The 16,006-nt window shown below is 66.1% G+C and carries 16 protein-coding genes; 9 read left to right on the top strand and 7 right to left on the bottom strand.

All coding sequences use genetic code 11. The annotated features are described in order from the left end of the window. Positions 1–204: 204 nt before the first annotated feature. On the bottom strand, positions 205–405 hold the full coding sequence (locus H5T74_11415; GenBank protein MBC7230982.1) for a DUF4234 domain-containing protein: 201 nt from the start codon (positions 403–405) through the stop codon (positions 205–207). 196 nt (positions 406–601) lie between these two features. Beyond that, complete coding sequence (locus H5T74_11420) at positions 602–1,072, bottom strand: DUF2752 domain-containing protein (GenBank protein MBC7230983.1); 471 nt, start codon at positions 1,070–1,072, stop codon at positions 602–604. A gap of 369 nt (positions 1,073–1,441) precedes the next feature. Here H5T74_11420 and H5T74_11425 point away from each other — a divergent pair, with 369 nt between their 5' ends. Both H5T74_11425 and H5T74_11430 read left to right on the top strand, forming a co-directional pair. After that, positions 1,442–1,783 carry a prepilin-type N-terminal cleavage/methylation domain-containing protein gene (locus tag H5T74_11425; protein MBC7230984.1) on the top strand — a complete coding sequence of 114 codons (342 nt, stop codon included), beginning with the start codon at positions 1,442–1,444 and terminating at the stop codon, positions 1,781–1,783. A gap of 50 nt (positions 1,784–1,833) precedes the next feature. Continuing rightward, positions 1,834–2,637, top strand: coding sequence for a diguanylate cyclase (locus tag H5T74_11430; protein ID MBC7230985.1), 804 nt, complete (start codon positions 1,834–1,836; stop codon positions 2,635–2,637). Positions 2,638–2,931: 294 nt separating this feature from the next. Here H5T74_11430 and H5T74_11435 read toward each other — a convergent pair whose 3' ends face one another. Next, the gene (locus H5T74_11435; GenBank protein ID MBC7230986.1) at positions 2,932–3,402 is read right to left on the bottom strand and encodes a SoxR reducing system RseC family protein; all 471 of its coding nucleotides are present in this window, start codon (positions 3,400–3,402) and stop codon (positions 2,932–2,934) included. 282 nt (positions 3,403–3,684) lie between these two features. Between H5T74_11435 and rsxC the strand changes: the two genes are divergently transcribed. The 6 genes from rsxC to H5T74_11465 are packed head-to-tail and all read left to right on the top strand — an operon-like array spanning position 3,685 to position 8,860. Continuing rightward, the gene (gene rsxC / locus H5T74_11440; GenBank protein ID MBC7230987.1) at positions 3,685–5,088 is read left to right on the top strand and encodes an electron transport complex subunit RsxC; all 1,404 of its coding nucleotides are present in this window, start codon (positions 3,685–3,687) and stop codon (positions 5,086–5,088) included. Next, positions 5,081–6,127, top strand: a complete 1,047-nt coding sequence (locus tag H5T74_11445) for an RnfABCDGE type electron transport complex subunit D (GenBank protein MBC7230988.1) — start codon at positions 5,081–5,083, stop codon at positions 6,125–6,127. Before rsxC ends, H5T74_11445 begins: the two co-directional genes overlap by 8 nt. Further along, the gene (locus tag H5T74_11450; protein MBC7230989.1) at positions 6,124–6,690 is read left to right on the top strand and encodes an FMN-binding protein; all 567 of its coding nucleotides are present in this window, start codon (positions 6,124–6,126) and stop codon (positions 6,688–6,690) included. Before H5T74_11445 ends, H5T74_11450 begins: the two co-directional genes overlap by 4 nt. Before the next feature lie 11 nt (positions 6,691–6,701). Next, positions 6,702–7,331, top strand: coding sequence for an electron transport complex subunit RsxE (gene rsxE / locus H5T74_11455; protein ID MBC7230990.1), 630 nt, complete (start codon positions 6,702–6,704; stop codon positions 7,329–7,331). 4 nt (positions 7,332–7,335) lie between these two features. Further along, a complete protein-coding gene (locus tag H5T74_11460; protein MBC7230991.1) occupies positions 7,336–7,959 on the top strand; it encodes an electron transport complex subunit RsxA in 624 nt (207 codons plus the stop codon). Positions 7,960–7,969: 10 nt separating this feature from the next. After that, entirely contained in the window at positions 7,970–8,860 is an 891-nt protein-coding gene (locus H5T74_11465; GenBank protein MBC7230992.1) for a 4Fe-4S binding protein, read from the top strand. Positions 8,861–9,274: 414 nt separating this feature from the next. Here H5T74_11465 and H5T74_11470 read toward each other — a convergent pair whose 3' ends face one another. Next, positions 9,275–10,453, bottom strand: coding sequence for a hypothetical protein (locus H5T74_11470; GenBank protein ID MBC7230993.1), 1,179 nt, complete (start codon positions 10,451–10,453; stop codon positions 9,275–9,277). A 298-nt stretch (positions 10,454–10,751) separates the two neighbouring features. On the opposite strand from H5T74_11470, the gene H5T74_11475 reads away from it, so the two are divergent. Beyond that, the gene (locus H5T74_11475; GenBank protein MBC7230994.1) at positions 10,752–11,837 is read left to right on the top strand and encodes an NAD(P)-binding protein; all 1,086 of its coding nucleotides are present in this window, start codon (positions 10,752–10,754) and stop codon (positions 11,835–11,837) included. On the opposite strand, the gene H5T74_11480 is transcribed toward H5T74_11475, so the two are convergent. The 3 genes from H5T74_11480 to H5T74_11490 are packed head-to-tail and all read right to left on the bottom strand — an operon-like array spanning position 11,834 to position 15,974. Next, the gene (locus tag H5T74_11480) at positions 11,834–12,628 is read right to left on the bottom strand and encodes a pyridoxamine 5'-phosphate oxidase family protein (protein ID MBC7230995.1); all 795 of its coding nucleotides are present in this window, start codon (positions 12,626–12,628) and stop codon (positions 11,834–11,836) included. The two genes, H5T74_11475 and H5T74_11480, sit on opposite strands and share 4 nt — an antisense overlap. Positions 12,629–12,631: 3 nt before the next feature. Next, positions 12,632–13,585: a glycyl-radical enzyme activating protein gene (locus H5T74_11485; GenBank protein MBC7230996.1), complete on the bottom strand. Its 954-nt coding sequence runs from the start codon at positions 13,583–13,585 to the stop codon at positions 12,632–12,634. Next, complete coding sequence (locus H5T74_11490) at positions 13,575–15,974, bottom strand: hypothetical protein (GenBank protein ID MBC7230997.1); 2,400 nt, start codon at positions 15,972–15,974, stop codon at positions 13,575–13,577. The genes H5T74_11485 and H5T74_11490 overlap by 11 nt, the downstream gene beginning before the upstream one ends. Positions 15,975–16,006: the final 32 nt, after the last annotated feature.

The raw sequence follows: 16,006 nt of genomic DNA on the forward strand, positions 1-16,006 counted from the left end.
CCATGAGCAGGTGGTAGGTATAGGTCCTGTCTCCCCGGCGGTTGCGGATAGTCTGCACATACATATTAGCAACTTTATATCATAATCATACCTTGTTGTAAAGGTACTATATAATCGATGGCGCCCTTGTAATCTTAGCAACATGACCAGGCATGAATCAACCCCATATGGGGATTTACCTGGGCTTCTATGAATTTATTATATTCATGGCTCGGAAGTTCCGTTGAAATGCTCGTCGCGCCTCTGCACCAGCTTGTAGATGATGTACATGCCGTAGATGCCGCAGGTGACGATGGAGAGCAGGATGGCCATCCCGGGATCGGTGATGAAATCCGTGCTCGCCCGCGCGGCGATGTTGTACTCCAGTGCCGACCCCGCCTGGCCTTCCATGGGTGTTCCTTCCATATCTTCCTCCTTTTCCCTCCAGGGGAGGCTATTCCGCCCCCGCCTGCTCGCCTGTCCGACTTCGCCGCCTTCCCGGCCCAACCGCCGCCGCCCGGACTTCCCCCTTTCCCGTCCTTCCTCCCCACCCCTTACTCCGCCGCCCCGCCGCGCGAACCGCCGCCGCGCAGCGCCTCCCCGCAACCCGGCCACGCCTGGTCTAGACGTTGACGCCGAAGACCGCCAAGCGCAGGACCCAGGCCAGAGCGAGCAAGGCCAGGAGCAGCCAGGCCGCTTTCCTCATGGCGTCTCTCCCCGGTCGGGGCAGGAAACGCGCCGCGAGCATTCTCTCCAGGACCAGGAGAGAGGTCGCCGCGGCCACGATGAGGAAAAGCGGGGGGCCCAGCAGGTGCATCCTGAAGGCTTCCTCCCAGCGCCCGTGGGCGGTGGCCGCGAAGCTGCGGGTCATGCCGCACAGGAGACAGGGCAGGCCAGTCAAGCGGTGGAAAAGACATCCCGGGGTCACTCCGTCCACCACCCCTTTGAGGTAGGGATAGAGAAAGGACGCTCCCAGGACCAGGAAACCCGCCCCTATGAGCTCGCTCTCCCTCGTAAGGGATCTTTTCCCGAGTGTATCCGGAAAGGCCGGGACCCCCGTTGACCTCGATACCAGGCCGGCATCATCCAGCATGCCCTCACCATCCTTTTCCCTCGCCGTCCATTATACCCGAGGACGGCCTTTCGCTCTTCCGCTTTGCCGGGGGATCGGGAAAGGGCCGTCCCCGTCAAGGGCATCACAAAGGCGGCACTCCTGTCTCTGCCGAGGTAGACGAGCGGCTCCCGAAGCGGTCTTGTCGTCAGCGGCATCAACAGAGCGGCATTCCTTGAACTCCCATGCACCTGGATACAGTTTCCATTTCCTCGCCGCCGCATTCCACGTGCAGCCATATGCCGTGTATGATTTCAGGGCTGGAGACCGCTGGTACCACCCCCTGACGGGGCCTTAAGTCGCGGGCCCGCGCAACCGATGGTGGGATTAGGAGATCGAGGGGGAGGAGCGTTGCGCAAGCCGAGAGTTCTCGCCAGGGAAGACGGATTCTCGCTGGTGGAACTGATGATCGTTGTGGGCATCATCGGCGTCCTGGTGGGGATCGCCCTGGTATCCTACGAAGCATCGGTAAACCTCAGCAAGAAGGCAGCCTGCCGCGCCAACCTCAAGATCATCCGGGAACAGTTGCTCAACTACTGCGCCGACCATGAAGACTACCCGGGTTCCCTCGGCGAGCTGGTCCCGAACTATATCGAGAACGAACGGGGCATCAGGTGCCCCGCCACGGGAGAGATATACCATTACGACCCCGCGAGCGGCGAGGTGTGGTGCCCGTACCATCAGGACCTCTAGGCGGGATCGGCCGGAAGGCGTGAGGAGAGGCTTGAAAGGGGCGGAGGTGCATGAGATACGCCAGGTTTGAGCGCATAATCGTGCTGGTCATCGCGGTGGCGGTGGCGGCCATGGCCGTGGCCATGGCCTTCCAAAAGACGGACGAGGTGGAGATCCTCGGCCACCTGTTGATGATCGCGGTCATCGTCTCCAGCCTTTACGGCGGCAAGAGAGGTGCCGTAGCGGGTTTTCTGGCCAGCCTGGCCGTATACGCCGCGGCCCGCCTGGTCTGGAGGGGGGATTTCTGTTATGTCACGGCCCTCGAGTTGGTGGGCATCAAACTCCTCGTCTACGGGGTCCTCGCCCTCCTTTGCGACTACATCAGGATCCAGTTCCGCTACTTCTTCGTGAAGATGGAGCGCCAGGACCTAGTGGACGACGAGACCCAGATCGGAAACGAGAGGTTCCTGGCCCGCGAACTCCAGGCCCGCATCGATGAGCATGGGCGTTACCAGACCCCCTTCTCCCTCGTCCGCTTCTCCCTGGACGGAGATTTTGTGAAGAGACAGCGCCGGGAAGGGGTGAGCGTGATGAGGGACCTGAGCATCTCCGTGCTCAAGAACGACACGCGTTCCGTGGACGAGCTGGCCAGGATGGGCGACGAGTTCGTGGTCATCCTCCCCAACGTGGGAAGGGAGGGAGCGGAGGTGTGCCGCAACCGCCTGCAGGGCAAGATTTCCGCGTACATCGAGCGCCACCTGGAGGGAGATAAGGCGGCCGAGGTCCTGAGGGCGGAGGTGCTCTCCTACCCCGAGGACCGGGAGAGCGTGGAGGCCATCCTCTCCGAGGCGCAAACGCGGGTGGAGGCAGGCTGATACCACGAAGGCCGCGTGGACGCGACACCTTCACTCCGGGGCGGGATGCAGAATATTCCCCCCCGCGCTGGCACGGCGCTTCGCGAGAACCTGCATCCCGAACAGAGGCAGGTCATGGCCGCTGGAGTCCGGCATCCCGGGGGCAGCCTTCTCCCGGAGAAATCCTTTCAGGGATCCGCCACAGGGTTCACCCCCGAACTGCGAGGTCCTCGCCCGTGGAGCTCGGTCGCCTCTCCTGAAAGCGGGAACCACGCCGCGCTGCCGGAACGCCCTTCCGCGCCGGGCGAGGATCGCTCACAGCACCTCCCCGCCGTGCTCGCCGCCTTCAAAGCGGCTCCCGCACCCGTCGCTCGCCTTACCCAATACCCGTATTATGGTGGGAGACAATCCCCGGCGCTCCGCCAGCCTGACCCCCAACCATAACGATACGCCTCCCGCCGCCACCGCGGCCATGACCGCCGGCCCCGCGCCGCCGAAGCCGGCGAGGACGGCCAGGGCCATTACTGAAAGGTAGGCGGCCGCCATGCCCACGAGCGGGAGCCCGAAGACGACCAGGTAGGAGAGGAGTAGGTGCCCGGAGGGGACCTCGAGGATGACCTCGTCACCCTCCTCCACTCCCAACCGCGCCGTTGCCGAGAACTCCATCACCTGCTCGCGGTCGCGCGCCAGCAGCCCGCACCCGCCGCATTCCGCGCAGTTCACCCGGGCCACGCGCACCTTCGCGCGCCCGCCCTTCACCTCCATGACCACAGCCCTGCATTCCATGCTTGAAGTTTATCGTATCCGACGGCCCTTCTCCCAGGGTGCCTCGCGACCCACGGCCTCCCCGCCTCAAGCGCATATGGGCGACCCCACCGGAAATGGCGGCCGTTTCCAATACGGTTCACATCGCGCTTGACGGCGGAACAGCCCCGGCACCGGAAAAGGAGGGGGAGGCAAAATCCTCTGGACTTAACGGCGGGCAAGGATTAAATTACTGGTGGTATTTTTTTGCCCGCGCCCCGGCGGCAGCGGCAGGGAGGGGTCCGGAGCAGCACAGAAGGAGCCATGGGAAGGACGAGCGGCCTGCTGTACAGGATCAGGGGAGGTGTACATCCGCCCTCCTCCAAGGACCTGACGGCGGAGAAGCAGATCCGGAGGATTGAGGCTCCCGCCACCGTCACCATCCCCATGCGCCAGCATATCGGCGCTCCCTGCACGCCGAGGGTCAAGAAGGGGGACGAGGTCCTGGTGGGCACGGTCATAGGCGACTCCGAGGCCTTCGTCTCCGCCCCCATACACTCCAGCGTCTCGGGAAAGGTGGTCCAGGTGGCCCCCCAACCCCACCCCGCGGGCGGCGAGGTGCTGGCGGCGATCATCGAGAACGACGGCGAGTACCGCCGCGACCCCTCGCTCGCTCCGCCCAGCCCCTGGGAGGACATGCAGCCGGAGGAGATACGCAAAGAGGTGCGGTCGGCGGGCATGGTGGGCCTGGGCGGCGCCGCCTTCCCCACCCATGTGAAGCTTAGCCCCCCGCGGGAATACCCTATCGATACCGTGATCCTGAACGGAGCGGAATGCGAGCCCTTCCTGACCTCGGACTACCGCCTTCTCCTGGAGGAGCCGGACGCGGTACTGGAGGGCATGCGCATCATCATGCGGGCGGTGGGCGCCCGCAGGGGGATAGTGGCCGTCGAGGACAACAAGCCCAAGGCCATCAAGGCCATGGAGACATGCGTAAGAGGGTCGGGCATAGAGGTGGCTTCCCTGCGCACCCGCTACCCACAGGGAGCGGAGAAGGTGCTCATCGCCAACCTGCTGCACAGGGAAGTGCCCTCGGGCGGTCTCCCCATGCACGTGGGGGTGGTGGTGAACAACGTAGGCACCGCGTATGCCATAGCGCGCCGGTTCTCGGAGGGGATGCCCCTGGTGGAGAGGGTGGTCACGGTCACCGGATCGGTGGTGCGCGAGCCCTCCAACCTCATGGTCCCGCTGGGGACCGGTTTCTCCCATGCCGTGGAGGCATGCGGTGGGTTCACCGAGCCGCCCGCCAAGGTGATCATGGGCGGGCCCATGATGGGGCTGGCGCAGTATACCCTGGAGGTGCCGGTGGTGAAGGGCACCTCGGGCATCCTAGCCCTCTCCTGGAAGGAGGCGCGGTACAGCGAGCCCGCCGAGCCGGTCTGCATAAGGTGCGGGCGCTGCGTGGACGTCTGTCCCATGGGGCTCATCCCCACCTATCTGGGCACCTACGCCCATAACGAGAAATGGGACCTCCTGCAGAGGCTCCATATAGAGGACTGCATAGAGTGTGGCTGCTGCACCTATACCTGTCCCACCAAGAACCCCCTGGTCCAGCTGATCAAGACCGGTAAGGCGGAGCTCGCGCGACGCAGGCAGCACGCGGAAAGGCGCGAGTCCGAAAACCGCGCCGCGGCAGAAAAGAGCGAGGGGGCGGGGAAGGATGGATGAGGGGAAGCTCATCATCTCCACCTCTCCCCATGTGAGGGACCCCATCAACACCCGCCGCATCATGTGCCACGTCATCGCGGCCCTGGCGCCGGTGACCGTATACGCTTTGGTGATCCACGGGCTTTCCGCCCTCTGGGTGCTGCTGGCCTCCATCGCGGGCGCCATGTTGGGAGACTTCTCCATGCAGAAGGGCAGGCGGCTGCCCGTGACCCTGGATGACTGTTCCGCCCTCTTGACCGGCCTTCTCCTCGCCCTTACCATGCCGCCCAAGCTGCCCTGGTGGGTGGCCGGCGTGGCGGGGCTGGCGGCCACCGTGCTCGGCAAGCAGATGTTCGGCGGGCTGGGGCACAACATCTTCAATCCCGCCCTGGTGGGACGCGCGGTGGCCTTCGTCTCCTGGCCCGGGTACTTCGCGGCCGGGTACGCCAAATCCGCCGCCATCGGCATCGCCAATACCGCCGCCCACAAGACCATCCAGGCCGCCGTGGACGTGGCCAGCGGGGCCAGCCCTCTGGCGGCCATGAAGATCGTCTACGACCCGTCGACCAGCCCCATCGGGCCGGGCGGGGTCCCTCGAGGCATCGTCGCCAGCACCTACTACAAGCCGCTGCTCCTGGCCAATCCCTGGGGGTGCATAGGCGAGGTGTCGGCTCTGCTGCTCATCCTGGGCGGCATCTACCTCGTGGCCACCCGGGTCATAGGATGGAGGATAACCGTGTTCTACGTGGGCACGGTGGCCGCGCTCACCGCCATTACCGGGCGCGATCCCCTTTTCTACATTCTGGCGGGAGGCCTGCTCATCGGGGCCGTGTTCATGGCCACGGACTACACCACCAGTCCCCTGGCGCGGCGGGGAAAGATCGTCTACGGCATCGGCCTGGGAGTGGTCACCTGGCTGCTGCGCTTCTGGTCCAACAACCCGGAGGGCGTGATGTTCGCCATCCTGTTCATGAACGCCCTGGTGCCCCTCATCGACCGCTACATCATGCCCCGCCGTTACGGCAGGGTAAAGGAGGCGGAGGAGGCGGTGAGAACATGACCAGGACCATCCTCAACCTGGGCTTGCGGCTGCTGGTCGTCTGCCTGGTGGCGGCGGTGGGCCTGGGCCTCACCTACACGCTGGTGAAGAACAGGATCGAGGAACAGGACCGCAAGCGCCGCGCCGAGGCGGCGGAGGCCGTGCTATCCGCCATCGAAGCCCGGCCCCAGGAGGACCTGGAGCTGACGGCCTCCCTGCAGGAAAGATTCGCCGACCTCATCGGGGTCTTCGAGGGCCTTGACGCGTCGGGAGACGTCATCGGCTACGCCTTCGTGCTCAAGAGCAAGGGCTATAACTTCATCACCATGGCCGTGGGGGTGGACGCCGAGGGCAAGGTGACGGGCATCGATATCGTGACCAACGAGGAGACGCCCGGGCTGGGCGCGGTGGCGGCCGAGAAGCCCGAGTTCCTGGGCCAGTTCAAGGGCAAGGGGCCGGAAAAGCTCACCCTCAAGGTGGACGTGGACGCGGTGAGCAGCGCCACCTACACCTCCCGCGGCATCACCAACGGGGTGAACATGGCCCTTGAGGTCTGGAAACATCTGAGCAATAAGGGCGATTAGGAGACGGGCGCATGGAAAAGGAGAGGACCCTCTGGGGAGAGTTCATAAAGGGCTTCATAACCACCAACCCCCTGCTGGTGCTCATGGTGGGCCTCTGTTCCTCCCTGGCCATCTCCACCCGGGTGGAGAGCTGCATCTTCATGGGTATGGCGGTCATCTTCGTGCTCACCTGCTCCAACATCATCATCTCCCTCATACGCAACTTAATCCCCGACCAGATCCGCATCCCCATTTTCATCGTGGTCATCGCCTCCTTCGTCACCATCGTGGATCTCACCCTGAAGACCATCCCCGCGGTCTACGAACGCCTGGGGGTCTGGATACCCCTCATCGTAGTCAACTGCATCATCCTGGCGCGCGCGGAGGGCTATGCCTCCAGCGCCAAGGTCTCGCACGCCATGATGGACGGCCTGGGCATCGGCCTGGGATACACCTGCGTGCTGCTGATCATGAGCGTCGTCCGCGAGCTCTTCGGCACCGGCAAGATCGTGATGTTCGAGCACACCATCATCAGCCTGGGGACGAACAAGATGCCGGCCATACTCATCCTCTTCCCCGGCGCCTTCATAACCTTCGCCCTGCTCTCCGCCCTGCTGCAGTGGTACCAGCAGCGCCGCAAGCCCGAGATCGAGGGGGGATGACGGGATGCACGAGGCCTGGCGTTTTTTCCTGCTCTTCTTCGGCGCCGCCATCGTCGCCAACATCCTGCTCATCCGCTTCATCGCCCTCTGCCCCTTCTTCGGGGTCTCCAACAGCCTGGAGACCTCCCTGGGCATGAGCATCTCCGTGATCTTCGTCATGGTCATGGCCACCTCGGTGAGCTGGCTGGCATGGAACTACGTCCTGGATCCCCTGGAGGTAGGACAGTTCCTTTACATCCCCACCTTCATCCTGGTCATCGCCAGCCTGGTGCAGTTCGTGGAGATGGTGATCAAGAAGACCAGTCCTCCCTTATATCGTGCCATGGGCATCTATCTTCCCCTCATCACCACCAACTGCGCCGTTCTCGCCGCGGCTACGGAGAGCGTGAAGCCCGGCTTCTTCACCAAGCTGAACATCGCCTACAGCTACGGTTTCGTGGAGGCGGTGATCTATACCCTCGGGGTGGCGGTGGGCTTCTCCGTCGTGCTCGTCATCTTCGCCGCCATGCGCGAGCGCATAGACCTGGCGCCGGTGCCCAAGTTCTTCCGCGGCGTGCCCATAGCCTTTATCGCCGCGGCCCTGTTCTCGCTGGCCTTCATGGGCTTCGCGGGCATGTTCGGACTGTGAGGAGAGCGGCATGGACTGGTCCCTGATCTGGAAGGCGGCCATAGCCCTGTCGGGCTTCGGGGCTCTGCTGGGGGCAGTGCTGGCCGTGGCCTCGAAGCGCTTCCACGTGGAGATAGATCCCAGGGTCCAGGAAGTGCTGGATGCCATGCCCGGGTCCAACTGCGGCGCCTGCGGGCTTCCCGGCTGCGAGGCGGCAGCCGAGGCGGTGGTCAGGGAAGACGCCCCGGTCACCATCTGCCGGGCGGGAGGACCGGAGGTGGCCGCGGAGGTGGGAAGGATCATGGGCGTCGAGGTGGGCTCCATGGTTCCCCTGGTCGCCCACATCCACTGCCGCGGCGGAGCCAGCCTATCTCCCATCCGCGCCGTGTACCAGGGCATCAACTCCTGCCGCGCGGCGGAGACGGCGGGGGGTGGGGGCAAGGCCTGCCCCTACGGATGCCTCTGCCTGGAGGACTGCGCCAAGGTCTGTCCCGTCAACGCCATCACCTTCGACGAGGACTGCATCAGGCGCGTGAATGTGAGGAAGTGCACCGGCTGCGGGCTGTGCGCCGACGTATGTCCGCGCGACCTCATCGAGATGGTGCCCGCTTCCGCCACCGTGTTCGTGCGCTGCAAGTGCCAGTACACGGGGAAAAAGGCCCTGGGGGTGTGCAAGGTCGCCTGCATCGGGTGCAGAAAATGCGAGAAGGTCTGCCCCTCCGACGCCATACACGTGAACAACGGTTTCGCCGCTATCGACTACGAGAAGTGCACCGACTGCGGCGAATGCGCCCTGGTCTGTCCCACCGATTCCATCCAGGTATGGGTGGCCAGTGAGGACCATCCCGAGGGCGGGGAGTTCGTCGTCCCCGAGGGCAAGAAGAAAAAGGGCGCGCGGGAGGACGAGCCGGAGAAGGGTTAAGGGCAGGACAGGGACATCCGCGCGCCACTCCCGGCATCCAGGGGCGTAAGCCAGTAGCCTCTCCCGGGGCTTCTATAAGACCCCGGTCCGCCTGTCCCCCTGCGGCGGGCAACGATGTTTTCTCGCCTTTTCCTTGAGCTCCGTGCCCCGTCGCGGCCTGCATGGCGGCGGCGAGAGCGGTCGTCGCGGCCTTCGGGCGCTCCTCGCCTCCGTCCCCTTCCCTGCGGGGAGAATCAAAGGCCACGCAACGCTTGATGCCGGCGAGCGCGGGAGCCGGCGGCGATGCCCCCTCGGCAGAAAGCGGCGGATCGCGCCATCGCCTGCGGCCATCTCCCTGTGCAGCGGAGCGGGATGCGCGCCGGGTCCCGGACCGGCACGGCGCCAGTCGGCCGGGGAAGCGGAGTCATCGATCCGTCAGTCTCCCCGCAGCCAGCGCAGGGTGGGCACGAGGAAGGGGTGCTCCTCCTCGAGGCGGGCGAACTCGGGGCCGCGGAGGGCGCCCCCCTCGCGCGCCCATGGGAGGGTGTTGTCGTAGGCCACCTCCACGCGCACCGCCTCCGCGAGGCGCGAGCTCTCCACGAGCGCGCCGCAGAGCCTCTCCAGGAAGGCGGCGAAAAGCGCCTCGGCAGCCTCCTCCTCCTGCAGCAGGTCGCAGGGCAGATAGAGGCCCAGATGGCGAGGGGCGCGCAACACCGCGATGACCGGATCGTAGACCACGGCGAAGAGGCGCCGGCGGAACCGCGTGCGGTGGTACCCTCCGTGGGGGAGCACGCAGTCGGCCCTCGGCTCCTCCTCCCTCTCGCAGGGCGGGAACACCTCCTCCACAGCCTCACGCACCGCCGCCTCCAGCCCCTCCACCATCTCCATCCAGCCCCTCTCCCCCGAGAGGGAGAGCTCGGCGAAGAGGGAGCCGCGCAGGGAAATGTCGCCGCCGACGGGCTCCGCCTCCGCGAGCTCCAGAAATGAGGCCATGCCCCGCACGGCATAGGCATCGTAGGAGCGGTCCCCCAGTCCCGCCAGGCGGTGGGCGGCCTCGCGCCCCACCTGCAGGATGCGGCCCCGGAAGCGCACACCACCCGCGGGCAGCTTTGCGCCGGCTGGCACGAGAACCGGGATGCGCTGGTAATCTCTGGTAAGCACCTCCCGCACGTGGGCGGGGAAATCCGGCCGGTCGAACGCCCTCTTCCCGCGCGGAAAGAGAAAGCCGACCACGCGACCGTCCGGGAAGAGGGGAAACCTGCTCACGGGGAGGAAATGAGGCGAGGCGGAGGGCTCCCTCTCCCCGCGCCGCAGGGCCGCGCGCATCTCCCCCAGGACATACTGGGGATAGTACGCCCGCGGCCTGTACACCGCCGCGTAAGGTCCGGCGACAGCCTCGCCCTCGACCTCGTCGCCGGGCAGGACGGACCCGTTGAAGATGCCCCTCTTTATGGAGGCGACGTCCATGCCCCCGTGGGTCCTGCCGCTCGCCGACTCCCCCAACACCCCTTCCCGCTGCGAGAGGGCGAGGCAGAGGGAGAAACGCGCCATCTCCTCCGCCATCCCCCGCTTCCCGCGCGGCAGGGGTACCCGGTATCTCTCTTCCTCCTCCAAGGTCTTTCCCTTCCCTTTCCTCCGCCGCCTCCAAGTTTCCGCCCACGGCCGTCCCCCGGGGACCATGCGCGCTCCCCGCGCGGCCGCCGTGCCTTCACCGAAGGCTTCATCCCCGCCGGACGGCACGGTTGCCGCCTTCACCTCGCGACGATTATACCCCCTGCTCCCCCGCTCCCCGAAACCGCGGACAGATGCAGCCGCGTGGGTACCGCCGCCACTATGGGAAGCAAGACATAGATGTTAATATGTGTACGGAATTAGACGCCGCGTCCGGGAGGGGAGCAGGAAAGGAGGAACCTTGGCGAGCAAAGCCGACGTGACCATCTACGGCGCGGGGATGTCCGGCCTGGTGGCCGCCATCGACCTGGCCCGCAAGGGATACGGCGTGGTGGTCCACGACCGCGAGAAAGGGTACGGGGGGGACTCCATCTACAACCCCTCCACCCACACCACGGGTATCGACGTGGGGCGCACCTCGGAGTACGTGGGCATCGACCTCTCTCCCGTCTTCCACCCCTTGGCGCGCTGCCCCTTCTACTTCCACGAGACGGTGCTGGAGGCTCCCCTGGAGGACCTGGATATGTACACGGTGGAGCGCGGCAACCGTCCCACCAGCCTGGACACCCTGCTCTACGGGGAGGCCCTGAAGCTGGGGGTGGAGTTCAGGTTCGACTCCCCCCTGAGAAAGGAAGATCTTCCCAGGCTACCCGAGAACACCATCGTGGCCTGCGGGCTCACCCCCAGCGTCTACGAGATGCTGGGCATCCCCTACCTGCGCTGGTACGGATGGATCTCCCGCGGCGAGATAGGCTTCAGCAACATCTCCTGGATCTGGATCGACGAGGTCGTCACCGAGTACGGCTACCTGAGCTCGTGCAACAACTTCTACTTCGACCTCCTCTTCTCCATCCGCCCCATCGACCGCGCGGCTCTGAAGAAATACAGCGACTTCATGGCCCGCCACGAGGGGGTGGAGCACCGGGAATGGCGCTACGTCTCCGGGGCCGTGCCCATCGCCGCCCCTGACAACCCCCGGCTCTTCCACCGCGACCTCATCCTCTGCGGCACCATCAGCGGGGCCATGGACCCCTTCTTCTGGTTCGGCATCCTGGGCGCGCTGATCTCGGGGAAGGTGGCGGCCATGGCCGTCTATGACCGCTCCAAAGCACTGGAGGAGTTCGAACGCTTCAACCGCGGCTTCAAGGCGGGGTTCCTCTTCAAGCAGCACGTGTGGTACAGGATCAGGCCCCACGTCAGCCTGCTCGAGCTGCAGCTCCGCCTTCTCGGTCCGCAGCGGCTGGCCAGGATGGTGGCCGTGGGGGTGAAGCGGGGGGCCAAGTTCCCCTTCAACCTCCCCGGCTTCAGCCTGCTGGGGAATTACTAGGCGATGCGGTCGCCGGCCAGGGGCGGCATGGCGTTATAGACCTCCCGCACGCGGAAGAGGAGGGTGCTGCGGCCCAGGGGACGGAGCTCGCCTTTGACCTTGTAGCTCTTCACGTCGAAGGTGAGCACGCACAGCGCCGCCGGGCAGGGCACCATCACCTCCGCCAGCTCCCGGTTGTAGGAGGTGATGCGGAGGGCGAACCCTCCCTCCCCCGCGGGGGATGCCGCCATCACTGGGAACACGCGGGGATATCCGTCCTCGCCCATCACCGCCAGCGCCTTCACCGAGGTGAGCCTGACGAACTTCTCCCGCACCATGGGGGGGACGGACACCGCGCCGTTCCCCTCCGCGCGGCGGTGAGCCCTCACCAGGAGGAAATCCAGGGGCACGGCGGCCATGGAGGCGGCGCGCACCGGTCCCACCTCGCGCACGTCCACCACCCCCGCGGCCCGCACCCCGGAATAGGCGTTGTAGCGCATGAGGGGTGAGGAATCCAGGGCGTCCTTGTAGGGCCCGGTCTTTTCGAACCCCCGGAAATCCCCGGTGAGGGTGGCCATGCGCAGTTTTGTGTTCACCACCGCGGCGGCCACGCGGGGGTTTTCCCGCAGGTACTCCCTGCTCTTCCACATCAGGAACTCCCCGAAGATGAGCCTGTCCCGCCTCCCGTCCGGCGGCGGCTGCAGGGTGACGATAAGGGCCACGTTGGGACGCCCCTCGGGGTCCACGGTGGCCAGGAACTTCGCCGCCATCTCCTCCGCGAAGAGGTCCATGACCTCCCTAGGCATGTCCATCCTTCATACCCCCTTCGCCCTCGCCGTCGCCCCGGACCAGCGGGCGACGCTCACCCCTTCCTCCGCGGCCGCCTCGGCCAGCCTCTCCATCCTCTCCTCCGTCAACAGCCCCTCTCCGGCGAGGGGAAAGACCATGTCCAGCCGCCGGTACTTGGCGTCGCAGGTGTTGTTGAAGGCCAGCAGGTCGTACCGCTCCACCGCCGGGAGCTCGTCCCTGATAAAACGCGCTATGGCCCTGATGTTCTCCTCCCCGTCGGTGTAGCCGGGGATGACCGGGGTGCGTATCCACATCGGCCGGCCCGTCCGGGCCACGGCGCGGGCGTTTTCCAGCACCGTCGCGAGGGGGACCGCGGTGAAGGCGCGGTGCTTCTCCGCATCCATGACCTTGAGGTCGAAGAGCACCAGGTCCGCCACCTCCACCAGGGGACCCAGCCTCTCCCAGCTCACCCCGCCGCAGGTGTCCAGGGCCAAGTGCACCCCCTCCTCCCGCAGCCTGCGCATGAGCGAGAGGGTGAAATCGAACTGCAGGGCGGGCTCCCCCCCGGAGAGGGTGACCCCTCCCCCCGACTTCTCGTAGAACACGCGGTCCCGCAAGGCCTCCGCCGCCACCTCTCTCACCGTCCTCACCTTGCCGATCACCTCCAGGGCCGCCGCGGGGCAGGCCTCCTCGCATCTCCCGCAGGCGTCGCAGCGCTCCCTGTCGATGACCATGCCCTCGGGGGTGAGGGTGAGGGCGCCGCGCGGGCAGGCCTCCAGGCAGTCGCGCGCCCCTATGCAGCGCACCTCGTACCATACCAGCTGGGGCTCCCTCGCCAGCCCCTCCGGGTTGTGGCACCAGGGGCAGCGCATGGGGCATCCCTTGAGGAAGACGGTGGTGCGTATTCCGGGTCCGTCCTCGGTGGAGTAACGCTGGAGGTTAAAGACCACCCCGGTGACGTCGTCGCCTTCAGAGCGCATGGGACTCCCTCGCGATGATCTCGTCCTGCATCTCCCGGCCGAGCATGACGAAGTAGGCGTTGTATCCGGTCACCCGCACCAAGAGGTTGCGGTACTCCTCCGGCCTGCGCTGCGCCTCGCGCAGGGTCTCGGGGTCGATGACGTTCACCTGCAGGGCCGTCCCTCCCCTCTCCCCGTAGGCGCGCAGGAAGGCCATGAGCTTGGAGATGTGTTCGTGGTCGCGCAGCAGGGAGGGGCTGAAGCTGATGGTATGGGAGGCCCCGTTGGGCGCCGACTCCAGACCCAGCTTGCCCACGGAGAGCAGCTCCGCCGTGGGGCCGTTGCGGCAGGCCCCGTCCACGGGGCCGATGGCGTTGGAGAGGAAGGTCCCCCTCCTCCTGCCGTCCGGCGTCGCCGCCGTGCCCGGGGCGAAGGCGATCCAGTAGTTCCAGGAGAGGTACCCGGCGCGATAACGCCTGCCGGTGGCCGGGGACACGCGCTTGCTGACCATCTCCGTCCACAGCCGTGAGAGGTAGCGGGCCACCCCGTCGGCGTAGTCGTCGTCGTTGCCGTACTTGGGGGCCTTGTTGAGGAGGGTCTGGCGCAGGGCCTCGTGTCCCTCGAAGTCGTCGCGCAAGGCCCTGGAAAGCTCTTCCATCTTGACCCTGCCCTCCTCGTACACCAGCTTCTTCACCGCCGCCAGGGAATCCGCCGCGGTGGCGAAGGCCACGCCCTCCACGGTGATGAAGTTGTATCTCGCCCCGCCCCCGGTGATGTCCCTGCCGCTCTCCGCGCACCCCCCCACCAGGGCGGAGAGATAGGGGGTGGGCTCCCAGGCGGCGCGGATGCGGTCTGCCTCGTCGCTGATGGAGAGCATGTAGTCAATGAGCGCCTTCATCTGCGCCTCGAAGGCGGCCCTGAAATCCTCCCAGGTGGAAAGGTCTTCCACTCTGCCGGTGTCCGGGCCGATACGTTTTCCGGTGGCCGCGTCGCGGCCGCGGGAGAAGACCATCTCCACCGCCTTGGCCAGGTTGACGTTCACGTCCACGGTTCCGGAGCGGTCGTCTCCCTGCAGGGTGTTCTCCAGGCAGCCCACGGGGGCGTAATCCCACAGGCGCTCCTCCGGCAACCCCTGCCAGGCCAGGCCGCGCATGGAGTTCTCGTCGAAGTTCATGAGAAAGGGGGAACCCTGCGCCCCGGCGATCATCTCCGCCACCCTGCGCAGGAGGGGCTCGGGGGTGCCGGCGTGCAGCCTGATGTTGGGCTTGGGCTCCAGCATGTTCATCTCCTCGATGACCTCGAGGATGAGCCAGGTGAGCTCGTTGGAGGCGTCGTTCCCCTCCGCGTCGATGCCGCCGATGGTGATGAGCTGCCCGAAGCCGGAGTTGATGCCCTGGTTGTTCATGACCCGGCACTGGAAATCGTAGGCGTAGTTATGCTTTATCCAGTAGCATTCCAGGAGCTCCTTGGCCTCCTCGCGCGTGAGCCTACCGCTCTCCAGGTCCGCGCGGTAATAGGGGAGCATGTACTGGTCGAAGCGCCCATGGGAGAGCCCGGCGCCGGGGTAGGATTCCGCGGCCATGACCAGCATGTGGGTGAACCACAGCGACTGTAACGCCTCGTGGAAGCTCTCCGCGGGCTCCCAGGGAACCTTGCGGCAGATGCGCGCGATCTCGCGCAGCTCCTCCGCCCTGCGGGCGTCCCCCTCCTCCCCCGCCAGCCTCTCGGCCTCCTCCGCGTAGCGGCCTGCGAGCTCGCGTGCCGCCTCGCAGCATTCCATGAGGGCGCGCAGGAAGTCGGCATGGGCGGTGTCCTCAACCTCCGCGAGCATCCGGGCGAGGCCGGCGTGGATGCCCGCAAAGCCATCCCGCAGCACGCGGGGATAATCCGGGATGAGGTGGCCGGGAACCGCGCCAGCGTTGCCTATGCCCAGCTCGTTTATCTCCGCGGCCCGCTTCCACCACTTGTCCACGGATTTCTTCCACTTCCTGGCCTCCCGGCGGTCGTGGCACTTGGAGAGGGCGGTGTTGAACTGGCCGCCTACGATGAGCTCGCCCTCCAGGATGCGCACCGGCAGGTGACGTCGGCATACCTCGCGGAAGAAGACGGCCCTGCGCATGACCAGGGAGCGCTCCCAGAACCCCTCCGGGAGCTCCACCACCCGTGCCGAGGCGCGCAGCGACTCCGCGAAGGCCCCCATGAAGGGCACCATCTCAGGGATGATCCCCCAGTTCACGGGAGACCACACCGCGTCCCATTCCGTCCCCGTGGTGAAGGGCATGACCTCGTTGCGGAAATAAGGCCTGTCCTCTATGGAATAATATTCCTCGCGCAGCCTACGTACCCGCGGCGTCAGCCCATCCGACGCATGCCAGATCCTCTCCGGCGTGATGACCTCGCTCTCCCTCATCCTCTTACGCACCTCCCGGAACCCGACCGGCC

The sequence above is a fragment of the Actinomycetota bacterium genome (assembly GCA_014360645.1).
Classification (GTDB): domain Bacteria; phylum Actinomycetota; class Geothermincolia; order Geothermincolales; family RBG-13-55-18; genus Solincola_B.